Source organism: Catellatospora sp. NPDC049609 (genome assembly GCF_040675365.1).
Taxonomy (GTDB): Bacteria; Actinomycetota; Actinomycetes; order Mycobacteriales; family Micromonosporaceae; genus Catellatospora.
The window spans coordinates 1-14,793 of sequence record NZ_JBFAOU010000054.1 but is presented as its reverse complement, the minus strand read 5'-3'; the positions used below and the strand labels follow the sequence as shown (position 1 = coordinate 14,793).

Genomic DNA, 14,793 nt, shown 5'->3' with positions numbered 1-14,793 from the left:
AACGCCCTATCCCGCCAGCGGGTCAGCGCAGCGCCAGGGTGGCCAGGACCGGGAAGTGGTCGCTGGCGGTGACCTGGTCGAGGACCTGGAAGTCGGTGAAGGCGACGGACCGGGAGCCGAAGACCCAGTCCACCCGGTTGGTGGGGCGGTCGGTGGGCGACGTCCACGCGGCGCCGTGGCCGGTCACGTCCTGCGCCGACACCCAGCCCCCATCCGTGAACGACCGCGTCTCCGGCCAGCTCGGCCAGAAGTTGAAGTCGCCCGCGACCACCGTCGGGCGGGCCGGGTCGACCCGGGCCAACATCGTGTCGATCTGCGCCAGCCGGGTCGGCGTGTTCGGCTTGCGGTGCGTCAGGTGCGCGGTGACCACGTCCAGGGACTTCTCCCCGAAGTGCAGGCTGACCGTCGCCTTCAGGTACGACCGGTGCATCGGTCCCTGCCCGTACGGCAGCAGGCCGGTGCTGACGGCGCTGACCGGCAGCCGGGTCAGCAGCAGGTTGCCGAACTGCCCGTCCGCCGCAGGCGCCCACCAGTACGGCATCCGCAGCTCGCGGGACAGGTACTCGGCCACGTCGACCCCGCCGCCGATGGCCCAGCCGCGGCTGACCTCCTGCAGCACGACCACGTCCGGGTTCGCTTGCTGGATCGCGCGGGCGAGCTGTCGCGGGTCCGCCTGACCGGTCGCGTCGTCACGGCCGTACTTGACGTTCCAGCTCAGCACGGTGACGCTCGCGGCGCTCGTGTTGGCCGTGCCGTCGTCGGGCTGCGTCAGGTGCATCAGCACCGGCACGGCCAGCGCCAGCGCGACGACCCCGGCGACCGGGGCGGGGCGGGCGGCGAGCCCGCGCAGCTCCACGCGCCAGCCACCCGGGTGGTCGGGGCGGCGGCCCATCCCGGCGAGCCCGACGGCCACCGCGAGCACGATCGGCAGCCACCGGTTGTCGAACGGCAGCGGCATGTCGTAGTGCACCTGGAACAGCAGCACCGGCAGCACCCAGACCAGCCCGTACGCCAGGTCGCCCCGGCTGCCCGGAGCGGCCAGCGCCCGCGCGACGGCCACGGCGGCCGACAGCTGGGCGAGGACGAGGCCGAGCAGCACCGCCGGCCCGCTGCCCCACCAGGCCAGCGCGAGGCCGCCCACCAGCCCGGCCAGTGCCGCCGAGCCGGCGATCCAGTGGTCCGGCTCCGGGATCGCGTGCGTGCCCCCGGCCAGCGTCAGGCGGCGTACCACCTCGATCGCGACCGTCAGGGTGCCGATCAGCACGACCAGGCACAGCTGCAGCGCGACGCCGGACTGCGAGGCGGCGAAGGCCGGGTTGCCGAGCGTCGTCGTCCACAGGGCGAGATAGCCGCCCAGCGCCCAGACGCGGCCCTGCCGCACGGGCGCCACGGCCGAGGGCCGGCGCAACGCCAGGTAGGCCACGGCCAGGACGATGACACCGCCGAGGAGGACGGACCACTCCCCACCCCAGAACGGGTCCCACGTCACCGTGATCGAGCGGAAGGCGAGGTCCAGTGCTCCGCCTGCGAGCAGCGCCACGGCGGCGGAGACCGGGTCGCCCAGCTGCCGCACCGCGAGCGCCAGCGCGACCATGCCGACCACGGCGCCCGCCGCTGTCAACGGCAGCGACCGGCCGAGCAGACCACCCGCACCCCACAACCCCACCAGCGCCAGCACGATCATGGGAAGGGCGCGTGGCAGCCCGGCCCGGCCGAGAACTGTCAGCAGCAGACCGGGCACCGCGAAGACGGCGAGCGCGATCAGCGCCGCGTTGACGATCCCCACCGGCCCGGCCACCTGGTCCAGCAGCGGCCCGCAGGCGCGCAGCAGCTGGACCGTGACGGCGAACAGCAGCGCGACGAGCGCACGGAGCTGCCAGGAGGAGGGGCTACCGGCCACCCCGACGGCGCCCGCCGGACGCAGGCTCGCCGGACCGACTACGGCCGACGAGCCGTCTTCAGCAGCCGAGCCGTCTTCAGCGGACTTGCCGCTTACCGCAGGTGCGCTGGTCATCGTGGCCGCACCGCTTGCCGCGGACTCGCGGGGCACAGCCGGCCGGTCGTCTTCAGCCGGGGCCGTGTCGGCCGGCGAGGGGTGGTGGGACAACGTGGCTACCTCATTCGATGGGCAGGCCGAGGGACCGGCGGGCCAGCAGGGTGCCGCCCGCGACCGCGGCCGGCATGATCAGGACCGCGCCGAACGGGATCAAAAAGCAGCAGAAGACGGCCACGCCGAAGCCGAGCGCGCACGCCCGCTGCCGGCGCAGCGCCACCCGCCGGTCCGGCAGCCGCAGGCCGCGCCGGTTGAACGCGACCGCCACCAGCTCCAGGGCCAGGAACCAGCCGCCGACGACGGCGCCGATCACCGGGATCACGGTCTGCCCGATCACCGGGATGAACCCGCCCGCGAACAGCGGGATGGCGATCATCGCGGACACCAGGAGCAGCCGGAGCGCGTCGAAGACACTGCGCCGCAGCTCCTTGTACCAGGGCAGGTCCACCGCGTCGGGCACGCCGCCGAAGTCCTTCTCGACCGCCTCGCCGATCGCTTCGTAGAACGGGTCGCCGATCAGCAGCGTCACCGCGGTGTACGACACCACGGCCAGCAGCCCGCTCGCCCCGACGATGGCGACGCCCGCGAGCAGGCGCACCGACGAGCGCAGATCCTCCGACCAGTCGTCGGCGAACCAGGTGGCCGCGGCCGACACGTCCTCGATGTAGTGCAGCAGCAGCCAGAACAGCCCGATGAAGAGCAGCAGGCTGAGCACGGCCGGGATGAGCCCGAGCAAGAGCAGCTTCGGGCTGCGTACGTAGCGCCGGATGCCGCGTAGGAGCAGCCGTACGCCGAGGAAGAACTCCGATACTGCTTGACCTGCCACGAATCGGCAGCCTAGCGGCAACGTCAACCGATGGGACAGCCTCGCCCGGCGGCGTTACGCGTTCAGGAAGGCCGAGATCCGTTCGCGCAGGTCGGCGCGCTCGTGCCAGAGCACGGCGGGCCGGTTGTAGATGTGCAGCCGCACATCGGGCAGCACCGCGGCGAGCTGCTCGGCGACCGAGGACGGGTGCAGGTCGTCGCCGATGCAGCCGATCACCAGCACCTGCGCGCTGACGTCGCGCAGCAGGTTGACGTCGGGCACCGGCACCTGGTCGGGCAGGGTCAGCAGGCCGCTGCTCAGGCCGGTGTTCATCAGGGTGTTGAGGCGCTGGCGCACGTACGCCCAGCCGGAGGCGCCGTTGCGGGCCGACGGCGGGATCTCCTCGACCACGGCGTTGGCCACGGTCGGCAGGTCCCCGCTGTTGATCGCCTCCAGCAGGTTGACCAGGCGCCGCCGGGCCGCCTCGGGGCGCGGCCGGTCGAGCACCGCGGGCAGGAACATGACGACCTTCTCGAACCGGTCCGGGGTCTCGGCCAGCAGCCGGCACAGCGCACCGGCACCGAGGCTGACCCCGAGCGCGCGGGTCGCACCGGTCATGTCGGCGACGGCGCGCAGGTCGCGGGCCAGGTCGCCGTAGTCCCAGGCGCCGCGCGGGGAGCTGGACTCGCCGTGGCCCCGGAACTGGAAGAACACCCGCTTGCCGGCGACGGCGCTGCCCAGCGGCCGCGTCTCGGCGATGCCGTGCCCCAGCCCGTGCGCGAACACGGTGACCGGCGTGCCGACGCCGGTCATGAGCCGCTCCAGCTGCACGCCGTGCGGGGTGTCCACGACCTCGGTGGGCAGCGCGGGCGGCGCGGGGCGGCCGGTGTTGGGGGCGGAGTTGCGCGGCTTGCCGAGGCGTCGGGGGAATCCGTCCGGCGGGGGCGGCCAGCGCAGATCGTTGATCACAAGGTCACCAGTGTCCCTCGGCGACCTCGCGCAGTCCGCGGCGGACGTCGAGGAGGTAGTACAGGGCGAGGCCGCCGCCGGCCATGGCGATGAACTCGCTCTGCCACGTGAAGATGTAGACCACGAGCACGGCCACGGGCAGCACGATCAGCCAGCCGCCCTTCGGCATGGTCCCGATCGCGCCGAAGGCGTCCTTGCGGCGGAACACGCAGTCCACGAACGCCCACAGCAGCAGCGCGAGGAACGCGAACCAGAGAGCGAGCGCTATCACCTCGGTGACCAGAAGGACCATGGGTGACAGCTTAGAACCTCGCAGCCCCGGCATCCCAGCGCTGACGATGCCTGATACGTCTCGTCGCGGCGTACCGGCTCGGAAACCGGCACGCCGCGACGGGACAGGGGTCACTTGGCCGCGCGCGGCGGCTTCTTCGCGGCGGGCTTGGCGGCCGGCGGCACGTCCTCCGCCTTGGCCTCGGCCGTGGCGGTCGCGGCCGGCTGCTCCGCGGCGGCCTTCGCGTCGGCCTGCTGCTCGGCGAACGCCTGCTCGCCACGGGCGACCAGGGCGTCGTAGAGCTTCGACGCCTTCTCGGCGGCGGTCTGCGTGCCGGCCACGATCGAGTCGCGGATGCCCGCGGCGTCGACCTTCGAGGTGAACTCGGCGGCCTTGCTGGTGGCGAACGCGCCGTACTCGTTGGCCTTGGCCTTCCACTGCGGCACGTCGGTGGCCGACGCCTGGTCGGCGAGCTCCGACGCCTTGACGCGCAGCTTGTCGGCCAGCTCGGGCAGCTTGCGCAGCTGCTCGTACGCCATCTCGCCGACTCCGGCGGCGGCGTAGAACGCGCTCGGGTAGGTGCGGTCCTCGGACTTGCTCGACGTCTGGGTCATGGTCACTGTTCCTCCTGTGCCTGCTTGCGCACGGCCTTCTTGACGGCCTTCTTGACCGCGGGCTTCGTCGCCTTCGCTGCGGCCTGCTCCGCCCCGCCCGGACCTGTCCGCTCCGCGGCCGCGGTGGCCGGGGCGGACGCGGCCGGCTCGGCTTCGGCTGCCGATTCGGCACGTGCGTTCTCGCGAACGAACGTCTCGTAGATCTGCGTGAGGGACTGTTTCTGCGCGACCGTCAGCAGCGGGTCGGCCGCGATCGCGGTCGGCACGCTCTGGTGGTCGTCAGAGCCGAGCAGCCCGGCCTTGAGGTACATGGCCGGGGTGGAGACCCGCAGCGCCGCCGCCAGCTGGGCCAGCACCTCCGCGGACGGCTTGCGCAGTCCCCGCTCGATCTGGCTCAGGTACGGGTTGCTGATGTTGGCCTGCTCAGCCAGCTGACGCAGGGAGATGCGGGCGTTTTCCCGCAGATCCTTGATGAACGCGCCGATATCGGGACTCTGCACGCCCACCAAGCTACCCACGCCCGCTAGCAGTTGCAAGCATAGTGCTAACAATCAGCTAGCGATTCACGCCACGCCGCAAACCACCCCATCACCCCGCGCACCCACCCCACCCGGACCACCCGGTCCGACCCGCCGCCCAGGTCTCCGCCGTCGCCCGCGTGGACCGCGCCGGTCGCCCTGGCGCGCGGACCGCGCGGACCGCGCGGACCGCGCGACCGCGAGACCGCGTGACCGGGTGACCGGGTGACCGCGAGACCGCGAGACCGCGAGACCGCGAGACCGCGAGACCGCGCGCGATGATCGTTGATTCGGGTCGGAAAGTGCAGTGCCACCACACCTTCTGACACGAGACAGCGATCTCCCACCGACCACGCCGACGATCAGGAACTTAGGGCCACGACACGCCGCCGAGCCGTGCCATAAGTTCATGATCAACGCAGCGAGGCGGGGGCGCGGGGGGCGCGGGGCACGCGGGACGCCGGGCACGGGAGGACGCCGGGCGCCCGGCGGGGGGACCCGGTGGGGATGGCGGGGTGGGTTACCAGAGGGGGTGGAGGGCGCCGACTCGGCGGCCGGCGCCGAGGAGGGCGGGGGTGGCCAGGGCGGGTACGGCGGCCTCGATGCCGAGGCGGCGCAGGGCGGTGACCATGACGGGGCCGCGGGCGCGGGCGGCGCCGTCGTCGATCTTGACGGCGACCGCGCCCTTGCCGGGCACGGCGGCGGCCCACACGCCCTCGGCGCCGACCTTGCTGACCAGGCCGGGCACGGCGCGCATCAGCTGGGCGTCCTCGCGGTTGGTGCCGCTGACCAGCTCCGGGTACGCCCGCATCGCGTCGGCCACCGAGCGCTCCAGCGAGCCGGGCACGCCCTCGGCGATCCGCCGGAACGCGGTGGCCAGCCCGGTCAGCGACATCGCGAGCACGGGCGCGCCGCAGCCGTCGACGCCGGTCGCGGCGGCCGACTCGCCGGCGAACTCCTCGATCGTCTCGCCGAGGATCTGCTGCAGCGGGTGGTCGGGCTGGAAGTAGTCCTCCACGGCCCAGCCGGCGGCGCGGCAGGTGAGCAGCATGCCGGAGTGCTTGCCGGAGCAGTTCATGTAGACGCGCAGCGGGGTGCCGCCGCTGGCGATCTTCGCGCCGTCGTCGAGCGGCAGGTCGGGCGGGCAGCGCAGGGCCGCCTCGGACAGGCCGCCGCTGCGCAGCAGGGCGCGTACCCGGGCGACGTGGAAGTCCTCGCCGTAGTGGCTGGCGGCGACCAGGGCCAGGTCGGCCGGGTCGGCCAGGCGCAGCCCGGCGCGCAGCATGCCGATGGCCTGCATGGGCTTGTTGGACGAGCGCGGGAAGATCGGTCCCGTGACGTCACCCGCCGACGCGACCGGCGCGCCCGTCGCGTCCAGGACGATCACCGAGCCGCGGTGACCGCCCTCGACGAACCCGCTGCGTTCCACCTCGACGAGCGGCACGCCGCCCTCGTAAACCTTGCCCATGGTAAGGAACGCTACCGGGGTTTCACATTTCAGCGCGCGGGGATGCCCAGGAGGTTGCGTGCCTCACCCGCGGTCAGCGGCGGGCGCTGCGCGAGCCGGGCGAACGCGGACGCGCGCGCCACCAGCTGAGCGTTGGACTCGACCGGCTGGCCCTTGGCGTACGTGACGGTGTCCTCCATGCCGACGCGCAGGTGGCCGCCGGAGCCGAGCGAGGTGAGCAGCACCGGCAGGGTGAACCGGCCGATGCCGGTGGCCGAGAACGTGGTGCCCTCGGGCAGCTCGCGCAGGGCCTGCTGGCAGGCGACGAGCGCGGCGGCGGTGCCCGGCATGCCGCCCGGCACGCCCATGACGAAGTCGACGTGCACGTGCCCGCCGGCGGGCAGGCCGTACTTGTCGAGCAGGCGCTGCAGCGCCCAGAGGTGACCCAGGTCAAAGATCTCGTACTCGGGCACGACGCCGCGCTCCTGCATGCGGGTGTGCAGGTCGACGATGAACTCCCAGCGGTTCAGGAACACGTCGTCGCCGAAGTTGACGGTGCCCATGGTGCAGCTGGCCATGTCGGGGCCGGCGTCCAGCACGGCGAGGCGGGCGGACTCCGGGTCGTGCACCGAGCCGCCGGACGACAGCTGCACGATCAGGTCGGTGCTCGACCGCAGCGCGGCGACGGTCTCGCGCAGCCGGACCGGGTCCAGACTGGGCCGGGCCTGCTCGTCGCGGATGTGCACGTGGATCACGCTCGCCCCGACGGCCTCGCACTCCTTGGCGGTGGCGACCAGCTCGTCCAGCGTCACCGGCAGCGCCGGGACGTCAGCCTTGGCGGATTCCGCGCCGGTGGGCGCGACGGTGATCAGAGTGCCGTTCGTCATGGGCGCATCCTGTCATATTTTCAGTCAGGGTCGATAGCGGCCGTTGATTCTCCCGCGGTGAGGGGGGTGTCGCCGGAAATATTGCGCTTGAGGACGGCCAGGGCGATCGGCCCGAGTTCCACGTGGCGGGCCGCGGTGCCGATGAATCCGACGGTACGGCCATCGGCCCTGATCTCGGTGCCACGCGCCGGAAGCTCGTCGGTGGCGATGCCGTCCAGGTGCAGCAGGCGCAGCGCGCGCGGCGGCCGGCCCAGGTGGTGGACGCGGGCCACTGTCTCCTGGCCCCGGTAGCAGCCCTTCTCCAGGTGCACCGCGGCAGCGGTCAGGTCCACCTCCGACGGCAGGGTGCGGTGGTCGGTGTCCACGCCCACCCGTGCCTGCTGCGCGGCCGCGCGCAGCGCCTCGTACGCCCACAGCCCCGCCGGGGGCAGTTCCAGCGACGCCAGGGTCTGCGCGGCGCTCTCCCGCGGCAGCACGAGGTCGAGCACGGGCACGTCGCCGAGCGCGTGCCGCCGGACGAAGCCGCCGCCGGGCAGCGGGGTCAGCGCGTACACCGTGGTCGGGCGGGGCGGGACGGCCCCGGTGTGGAACTTCGGCTCCGGCACGGGCAGCACGTCCGGCGCGGCGGGCACGGCCACGCCCAGCCGCCCGGCGGCGGCGAGCGCACCCGGCCCGACCAGGCTGTGCACCGCGTACTCGACCGGCTTGATCTCGACCTGGGTGAAGAAGCGCATCTTCGTCAGGAACGCGGTCACCGCGTCGACGGTGCCCGGCTCGACGTCGGCGAACAGCGTCCCGTCGAGCTCGGACACCCACAACTCGTGCTCGATGTGCCCGTGCGGGGAGAGCACCAGCGTGCGGGTGCCCTGGCCGTCGGCGAGGTCGGTCAGGTGCTGGGTGGTGAGGTTGTGCAGGAAGCTCAGCCGCTCCGGGCCGGTCAGCGCCAGCACCCCGCGGTGCGAGCGGTCCACCAGCCCCGCGGCGGTCAGCAGCGTGCGCTGCTCGCGCAGCGGATCGCCGTGGTGCGCCGCGACGGGCGCGTCAGCGGACTCGGGATCGAAGTGACCGACCAGCACCGGCGTACCCATCACGCACATCCTCCGCACAGTCCGAACAGCGCCACATGCCCGATGTCCATCCGGAAGCCGCGGGTGCTCAGCAACCGCTCGGCGAGCGGGGCCAGCTCGCTCTGCTCCAGCTCGGTGACCGTGTCGCAGCTGCGGCAGACCAGGTGCACGTGCTGCACCACGGCCGCGTCGTGGTACGTCGGCGCGCCGTGCGACAGGTGCACGTGGGTCACCAACCCGAGCTCCTCGAGCAGCTCCAGGGTCCGGTAGACGGTCGTGATGTTGACCCCAGAGGCGACCTCGCAGACCGCCGCGTGCACCTGCTCGGGGGTGGCGTGGACGAGCTGACGCACCGCGTCGAGCACGAGCTGGCGTTGGGGGGTGAGCCGCAGGCCGCGATCACGCAGGAGGTCGGCCAGCTCAGCGGAGCCTTGTTCGGGCATCGTCCGATCATAGTTCGGCCCGCCCCCGCCCTCCCCCGCCGCTTGGGGGTAAGGAAGGGCACCTTGTTAACGGACGTCGGTGTAGAAGGTGCCCTTCCTAACCAGGGGAGGGGGACGCGTAGCATTCCGGCCGTGGTGCAGCCAGTTCTCGTGATCCAGGGCCGTGGCGTGGTGGCGGCCGACACTCCCGTGCTCCGTGCCGACGATCTCGGCGTGCTGCGCGGCGACGGGGTCTTCGAGACGATGCACGTACGCCCCGACGGCCGCGGCGGCGTCACGCCCTGGCTGATCGACGAGCACCTGGCCCGGATGGCCCGCTCGGCGGCGCGCATGGAGCTGGCCCTGCCCGGCGAGGCGGCGCTGCGCGAGCTGGCCGCGCTGGCCTGCGCGCAGTGGCCCACCGACGTCGAGGGCGCGCTGCGCCTGGTCTGCACCCGTGGCGCGGAGGCGACCGCCGCCACCGGCGGCCCGGTGACCTGCTTCGCCACCCTGAACCCGATCGGCGCGGCCACGCTGGCCGCGCGCCGCGACGGCATCTCCGTCGCCACCATCTCGCTGGGTTACCCCGCCGACGCGCGCACCGCCGCGCCGTGGCTGCTCGGGGGCGTGAAATCGCTGTCGTACGCGATCAACATGGCCTCGCAGCGCTGGGCGCAGGCGCAGGGCGTCGACGACGCGCTGTGGATCTCCGAGGACGGGTACGCCCTGGAGGGCCCGACGTCGACGCTGGTCTGGCGCACCGGCGACACGCTGAGCACGGTGCCCGTGGAGACGACCGGCATCCTGCCCGGCACGACGGCCCGGCACCTGCTGGACAACGCGGCCGACCTGGGCCTGACCGCCGCCGAGCGGATGGTCACCCCGGCCGAGCTGACCGCCGCGGACGGCGTGTGGCTGCTGTCCAGCGTGCGCGGCGTGGCCGAGCTCCGCTCGATCGACGGCACCCCGCTGCCGGCGTCCCCGCACACCGAGAAGCTGCGCGGCTTCCTCGGCTTCACCAACCTGGGTTACTGAACGATCCCTCAGTTGACGTAGCCTGCGGGCATGACCTCGCAGGCGTATCTCATCGACGCGGTCCGCACCCCGTTCGGCCGCCACAAGGGCGGGCTGTCCGGCGTACGCACCGACGACCTCGCCGCCGCACCGCTCGTCGCGCTGCTCAAGCGGCACCCGGAACTGGACCCGGCCCTGATCGAGGACGTCATCCTCGGCGACGCCAACGGCGCGGGCGAGGACAACCGCAACGTGGCCCGGATGGCGGCGCTGCTGGCCGGCCTACCGGTCACGGTGCCCGGAGTGACCGTGAACCGGCTCTGCGCGTCCGGCGCGGAGTCGATCGTGCAGGCCTCCCGCGCGGTCCGCGCCGGAGACCTGGATCTGGTCGTCGCGGGCGGCGTGGAGAGCATGACCCGCGCCCCGTTCGTCATGGCCAAGCCCGACGTCGCCTTCCCGGGCGAGGCCAGGCTGTGGAACACCCAGCTCGGCTGGCGCATGGTCAACCCGCTGTTCCCCGACGACTGGACGGTGCCGCTGGGCGTCGCCGCGCAGCAGGTCGCCGCCGGGTTCGGCATCGGCCGCGAGGCGCAGGACGCCTGGGCGCTGCGCTCGCACCAGCGCGCCGCCGCCGCGTGGGCGCAGGGCCGCTTCGACGACCGGGTGGTCGAGGTCGCCGGGGTGACCCGCGACGAGTCGGTGCGCGCCGACACCAGCGCCGCGGCGCTGGCCAGGCTGCGCCCGGCGTTCACCCCGGACGGCGCGGTCACCGCGGGCAACTCCTCCCCCGTCAACGACGGCGCCGCCGCCACCCTGGTCGGCTCCGCCGCCGCCGTGGCCCGCCTCGGCGTACGGCCGCTGGGCCGCATCGTGGCGAGCACCGTCGCGGGCGTCTCGCCGGAGCGCTTCTCCACCGGACCGGTCCCCGCGATCCGGGCCCTGCTGGCCAAGGCGAAGCTCGGCTTCGGCGACATCGCCGCCTGGGAGCTGAACGAGGCGTTCGCCGCGATGGTCCTCAGCTGCCTGCACGAGCTGCCCGAGATCGACCCCGAGCTGGTCAACGTCGACGGCGGCGCGATCGCGTACGGCCACCCCCTCGGCGCGTCCGCGCCCCGGGTCGTCGTCGACCTGTGCCACACGCTGCGCGCCCGCGGCGGCGGGTACGGCATCGCGGCGGCGTGCATCGGCGTCGGGCAGGGACAGGCGGTGCTGGTGCATGTCGAGTAACCCGTTCGACCTGCTCCCGCCCGAGCAGCGGGCCCGCTTCGAGCGGCTGGCTCGCGAGTTCGCCGAGTCCGGCCGGCAGCCCGCGGCGCCGCGCGAGGCGTCGACCGTGGTGCTGATCCGGCCGGACCGCACGATCTTCCTGATCCGCCGGATGCGCGCCATGGCGTTCGGCGGGATGTGGGCGTTCCCCGGCGGCTCGCTGGAGCCCGGCGAGACCCCGGCGGACGCCGCCGTGCGCGAGATCGCGGAGGAGACGGGGGTGACCCTGCTCCCGGCCGCGCTGACGCCCTGGCACCGCTGGCTGACCCCGGTGTTCGAGCCGCGCCGCTTCGACACCTGGTTCTTTCTGGCGGCCATGCCCGACGGCCAGGACGCGGCGCTGCCCGAGTTCGAGGCCGACCGGGCCCGCTGGGTGACGCCCGAGCAGGCGATCACCGAGCACGCCGCCGGCGACCTGCCCATGCTCCCGCCCACCCTGGTCACCCTGCGCGAGCTGGCGGAGTACCCGTCGGTCGCCGACATGCTGACGACCCACCGCGACGTCACCACCCCGTACATGCCCACCCTCTGACCCGCGCGCCGCCCCGCCGCCATATGCCGCAACTCTTGAAGACTTGCGGCCTCAGGAACTCGTGAGGCCGCAAGTCTTCAAGAGTTGTCACGCGGTGGGGCGCGGCGGCGGCGGGCGGGGTCAGCCGAAGCGGCCGGTGATGTAGTCCTCGGTGCGCTTGTCGGCCGGGTTGGTGAAGATGCGGCCGGTGTCGTTGAACTCGACCAGCCGGCCGTGGCGGACGCCCGCCTCGTCCAGCTCGGCGGTGAAGAACGCGGTGTGGTGGCTGACCCGCGCCGCCTGCTGCATGTTGTGGGTGACGATCACGATGGTGTACGTGCCCGCCAGATCGTGCATCAGGTCCTCGATCTTGCCGGTGGCGATCGGGTCGAGCGCCGAGCACGGCTCGTCCATCAGGATCACCTCGGGCTTGACCGCGATCGCGCGCGCGATGCACAGCCGCTGCTGCTGGCCGCCGGACAGGGCCAGACCGCTCGACTTCAGCTTGCCCTTGACCTCGTCCCACAGGGCCGCGCCGCGCAGCGCCTGCTCGACGCGGTCGTCCATGTCGTCCTTGATCCCGTTGATCTTCAGCCCGTACGCCACGTTCTCGTAGATGGACTTCGGGAACGGGTTCGGCTTCTGGAACACCATGCCGATCCGGCGGCGCACCTGGATCGGGTCCACGTCGGCGGCGTAGAGGTCCTGCCCGTGGAAGGTGATCTTCCCGGCCACCCGGGCACCCGGCACCAGGTCGTTCATGCGGTTCAGCGAGCGCAGTACGGTGCTCTTGCCGCAGCCCGACGGCCCGATCAGCGCGGTGATCTGGTGCTCGCGGATCGCCATCGTGGTGCCGCGGACGGCCTCGTAGTCGCCGTAGAAGACGCTGACGTTCTCCAGCTGCATCACCGGCTGTGCTGATGCGACAGGCATGGCGGGCACGGCTCCCGGAAGAAGGGTGGACAGGGTGAAGTCGGTGCTCATGGTCATCCTCAACGTTCCTTGATGGCGAAGCGGCTGGAGATCATCCGGGCGGCGACGGTGAACAGCAGCACGATCACCATCAGGGTGAGCGCCGCGCCCCAGGCCCGGTCCTGCGCGGGCAGGAAGGGTTCGCCGGCGTTCTTGAAGATCTGCGCCGCCAGCGTCGTGTTGTCCCCGGACAGGCTCCAGTTCGTGGCGAACGTGGTGCCCGCGACCAGCACGACGGGCGCGGTCTCGCCCGCGGCGCGCGCGATCGCCAGCATGACGCCGCTGACGATGCCGGAGATGGCGGCGGGCAGCACCACGGAGACCGTGGTCTTCCAGCGCCGGGCGCCCAGCGCCGCGCTGGCCTGGCGCAGCTCGTCCGGGACGAGCCGGAGCATCTCCTCCGTGCTGCGGATGATGATCGGCAGCATGAGGCAGCCCAGGGCGAGCGCCGCCGCGAAGCCGGACTGCTCCTTGACGATCAGCACCCACGCCACGTACACGAACAGGCCCATGACCACCGAGGGCACGCCGGTCATCACGTCCGACATGGTCCGGATGAGCCGGGCCAGCGCGTTCTGCTTGCCGTACTCGTTGAGGTAGATCGCGCCGAGCACGCCGAGCGGGATGGACATGGCGGCGGCGGCGCCGGTGATGACCAGGGTGCCGGCCACCGCGGGGCCCATGCCGCCACCGGCCCGGCGGGCCGAGTTGGGGATGTCCTCGACGAGGAACTCCCAGCTCATGACGCCCGCACCGGCCTGCAGCACCTTGTAGATGACCAGGCCCAGCGGCACCAGCGCCACCAGCAGCGCGAGCCCCATGAGCCCCTTGGCGAAGCCGTCGGTGAACCGGCGGCGCAGCGGCAGCGCGGAGCGGCGCAGGTCCGCCGGGACCGGGGCGGCCCCCGCGACGCGGGCGGCGGTGGTGGTGGTGGTCATGCCGGGGCTCCCTTCATGCGGATCTCCGCGCGGCGCACGACGAACCGGGCCAGGAGGTTGATGAGAACGGTGATCACGAACAGGACCACGCCCATGCCGATCAGGGCCGCCCGGAAGTCGCCGGTGGACTCGCCCCACTGGTCGACGATGATGGCCGGCAGCGCGTACCCGCTGTCGAACAGGTTCGCGGTGATCTGCACGGAGCTGCCGATGACCAGGGCGACCGCGATGGTCTCGCCCATCGCCCGGCCGAGGCCGAGGATGACCGCGCCGACCACGCCGCCGAAGCTGTGCGGGAGCACCGCTCCCTTGATCATCTCCCAGCGAGTGGCGCCGAGCGCCCAGGCCGCCTGCTTGTCGGCGTCGGGGACGGTCGCGAAGACCTCGCGCGAGATGGAGGTGATGATCGGGATGATCATGACGGCGAGGATCAGGCCCGCGGTCATGAAGGTCCGGCCGCTGCTGCGCGGCTCGCCGAACAGCGCGCCCAGCACCGGCACGCCGCCCAAGAGATCGTGGATCCCCTGGTACACCGGCACGATGGCGGGCGCCATGACCAGGATGCCCCACAGGCCGAAGACCACCGACGGCACCGCGGCCAGCATGTCGATCAGCGTCACGATCGCGGCGCGCACCTTCGGCGGGGCGAGCTCGGTCAGGAACAGTGCGATGCCGATCGACACCGGCACGGCCACCACCACGGCGATCGCGGACACCACGAGCGTGCCGAAGAGGAAGGCGAGCGTGCCGTAGACAGGGCCGCGCGGGCCGTCGCCGTCCGGGTCGTTCGGGATCCAGTCCGTGCTGGTGAAGAAGTCCGCGGAGAGCGCGGGGAACGCCTCGTTCACCATCGTGACCAGGATCAGCGCCAGAATGATCAGCACCGCGAGGCCCGCGAGAACGCACACGGCCCAGAAGACCCGGTCGGCGTGGCGGCCGCGGTCCTTCTGGGTCAGCTGAGCGGATTTGTCAACCACAGTCATCTCTACTCCGAGGGGTGGCCTGCTGAGGCCGGTGCGGCGGGTCCGGGTGGACCCGC

Annotated in this window: 16 protein-coding genes; 3 read left to right on the top strand and 13 right to left on the bottom strand. The window is 72.7% G+C overall.

The genetic code is table 11. The features are described from left to right. Positions 1-22: 22 nt before the first annotated feature. From AB0J67_RS17310 to AB0J67_RS17265, 10 genes are all read right to left on the bottom strand, one after another. Positions 23-2,014 (bottom strand): endonuclease/exonuclease/phosphatase family protein, encoded by a 1,992-nt coding sequence (locus tag AB0J67_RS17310; RefSeq protein WP_363483089.1) that lies wholly within the window; start codon positions 2,012-2,014, stop codon positions 23-25. Positions 2,015-2,117: 103 nt separating this feature from the next. After that, the gene (locus AB0J67_RS17305; protein ID WP_363483086.1) at positions 2,118-2,879 is read right to left on the bottom strand and encodes an EI24 domain-containing protein; all 762 of its coding nucleotides are present in this window, start codon (positions 2,877-2,879) and stop codon (positions 2,118-2,120) included. 54 nt (positions 2,880-2,933) lie between these two features. Continuing rightward, a complete protein-coding gene (locus tag AB0J67_RS17300; protein WP_363483169.1) occupies positions 2,934-3,824 on the bottom strand; it encodes an alpha/beta hydrolase in 891 nt (296 codons plus the stop codon). 7 nt (positions 3,825-3,831) lie between these two features. Beyond that, a complete protein-coding gene (locus AB0J67_RS17295; RefSeq protein WP_363483083.1) occupies positions 3,832-4,119 on the bottom strand; it encodes a DUF2516 family protein in 288 nt (95 codons plus the stop codon). Positions 4,120-4,229: 110 nt separating this feature from the next. Next, a complete protein-coding gene (locus AB0J67_RS17290; protein ID WP_363483080.1) occupies positions 4,230-4,718 on the bottom strand; it encodes a hypothetical protein in 489 nt (162 codons plus the stop codon). Then, positions 4,715-5,218, bottom strand: coding sequence for a helix-turn-helix transcriptional regulator (locus AB0J67_RS17285; protein WP_363483077.1), 504 nt, complete (start codon positions 5,216-5,218; stop codon positions 4,715-4,717). Before AB0J67_RS17285 ends, AB0J67_RS17290 begins: the two co-directional genes overlap by 4 nt. Positions 5,219-5,750: 532 nt before the next feature. Further along, the gene (locus AB0J67_RS17280; RefSeq protein ID WP_363483074.1) at positions 5,751-6,698 is read right to left on the bottom strand and encodes an asparaginase; all 948 of its coding nucleotides are present in this window, start codon (positions 6,696-6,698) and stop codon (positions 5,751-5,753) included. 29 nt (positions 6,699-6,727) lie between these two features. Beyond that, on the bottom strand, positions 6,728-7,564 hold the full coding sequence (locus AB0J67_RS17275; RefSeq protein WP_363483071.1) for a 3-keto-5-aminohexanoate cleavage protein: 837 nt from the start codon (positions 7,562-7,564) through the stop codon (positions 6,728-6,730). Positions 7,565-7,584: 20 nt separating this feature from the next. Continuing rightward, complete coding sequence (locus AB0J67_RS17270; RefSeq protein WP_363483068.1) at positions 7,585-8,652, bottom strand: folate-binding protein; 1,068 nt, start codon at positions 8,650-8,652, stop codon at positions 7,585-7,587. Continuing rightward, positions 8,652-9,074, bottom strand: a complete 423-nt coding sequence (locus AB0J67_RS17265; RefSeq protein WP_203742036.1) for a transcriptional repressor — start codon at positions 9,072-9,074, stop codon at positions 8,652-8,654. The genes AB0J67_RS17270 and AB0J67_RS17265 overlap by 1 nt, the downstream gene beginning before the upstream one ends. 132 nt (positions 9,075-9,206) lie before the next feature. On the opposite strand from AB0J67_RS17265, the gene AB0J67_RS17260 reads away from it, so the two are divergent. Genes AB0J67_RS17260 through AB0J67_RS17250 form a run of 3 tightly spaced genes read left to right on the top strand, consistent with a single transcriptional unit; the run spans position 9,207 to position 11,865 of the window. Then, complete coding sequence (locus AB0J67_RS17260) at positions 9,207-10,088, top strand: aminotransferase class IV (protein WP_363483064.1); 882 nt, start codon at positions 9,207-9,209, stop codon at positions 10,086-10,088. A 30-nt stretch (positions 10,089-10,118) separates the two neighbouring features. Beyond that, positions 10,119-11,294 (top strand): thiolase family protein, encoded by a 1,176-nt coding sequence (locus tag AB0J67_RS17255; RefSeq protein WP_363483061.1) that lies wholly within the window; start codon positions 10,119-10,121, stop codon positions 11,292-11,294. Then, positions 11,284-11,865 carry an NUDIX hydrolase gene (locus AB0J67_RS17250; protein ID WP_363483058.1) on the top strand — a complete coding sequence of 194 codons (582 nt, stop codon included), beginning with the start codon at positions 11,284-11,286 and terminating at the stop codon, positions 11,863-11,865. Before AB0J67_RS17255 ends, AB0J67_RS17250 begins: the two co-directional genes overlap by 11 nt. Before the next feature lie 120 nt (positions 11,866-11,985). On the opposite strand, the gene pstB is transcribed toward AB0J67_RS17250, so the two are convergent. Genes pstB through pstC form a run of 3 tightly spaced genes read right to left on the bottom strand, consistent with a single transcriptional unit; the run spans position 11,986 to position 14,737 of the window. Then, entirely contained in the window at positions 11,986-12,777 is a 792-nt protein-coding gene (gene pstB / locus AB0J67_RS17245; protein WP_363483166.1) for a phosphate ABC transporter ATP-binding protein PstB, read from the bottom strand. 59 nt (positions 12,778-12,836) lie between these two features. Further along, complete coding sequence (gene pstA, locus AB0J67_RS17240) at positions 12,837-13,754, bottom strand: phosphate ABC transporter permease PstA (RefSeq protein WP_363483055.1); 918 nt, start codon at positions 13,752-13,754, stop codon at positions 12,837-12,839. Next, entirely contained in the window at positions 13,751-14,737 is a 987-nt protein-coding gene (pstC, locus tag AB0J67_RS17235) for a phosphate ABC transporter permease subunit PstC (RefSeq protein ID WP_363483052.1), read from the bottom strand. Before pstC ends, pstA begins: the two co-directional genes overlap by 4 nt. Positions 14,738-14,793: the final 56 nt, after the last annotated feature.

What these genes read in the sequence shown, in the direction of transcription:
- AB0J67_RS17310 (WP_363483089.1), bottom strand. Translation starts at nt 2,014, where the DNA reads ATGACCAGCGCACCTGCGGTAAGCGGCAAGTCCGCTGAAGACGGCTCG.
- AB0J67_RS17295 (WP_363483083.1), bottom strand. Translation starts at nt 4,119, where the DNA reads ATGGTCCTTCTGGTCACCGAGGTGATAGCGCTCGCTCTCTGGTTCGCG.
- AB0J67_RS17280 (WP_363483074.1), bottom strand. Translation starts at nt 6,698, where the DNA reads ATGGGCAAGGTTTACGAGGGCGGCGTGCCGCTCGTCGAGGTGGAACGC.
- AB0J67_RS17275 (WP_363483071.1), bottom strand. Translation starts at nt 7,564, where the DNA reads ATGACGAACGGCACTCTGATCACCGTCGCGCCCACCGGCGCGGAATCC.
- AB0J67_RS17270 (WP_363483068.1), bottom strand. Translation starts at nt 8,652, where the DNA reads ATGGGTACGCCGGTGCTGGTCGGTCACTTCGATCCCGAGTCCGCTGAC.
- AB0J67_RS17265 (WP_203742036.1), bottom strand. Translation starts at nt 9,074, where the DNA reads ATGCCCGAACAAGGCTCCGCTGAGCTGGCCGACCTCCTGCGTGATCGC.
- AB0J67_RS17255 (WP_363483061.1), top strand. Translation starts at nt 10,119, where the DNA reads ATGACCTCGCAGGCGTATCTCATCGACGCGGTCCGCACCCCGTTCGGC.
- AB0J67_RS17250 (WP_363483058.1), top strand. Translation starts at nt 11,284, where the DNA reads ATGTCGAGTAACCCGTTCGACCTGCTCCCGCCCGAGCAGCGGGCCCGC.
- pstB (WP_363483166.1), bottom strand. Translation starts at nt 12,777, where the DNA reads ATGCCTGTCGCATCAGCACAGCCGGTGATGCAGCTGGAGAACGTCAGC.
- pstA (WP_363483055.1), bottom strand. Translation starts at nt 13,754, where the DNA reads ATGACCACCACCACCACCGCCGCCCGCGTCGCGGGGGCCGCCCCGGTC.
- pstC (WP_363483052.1), bottom strand. Translation starts at nt 14,737, where the DNA reads ATGACTGTGGTTGACAAATCCGCTCAGCTGACCCAGAAGGACCGCGGC.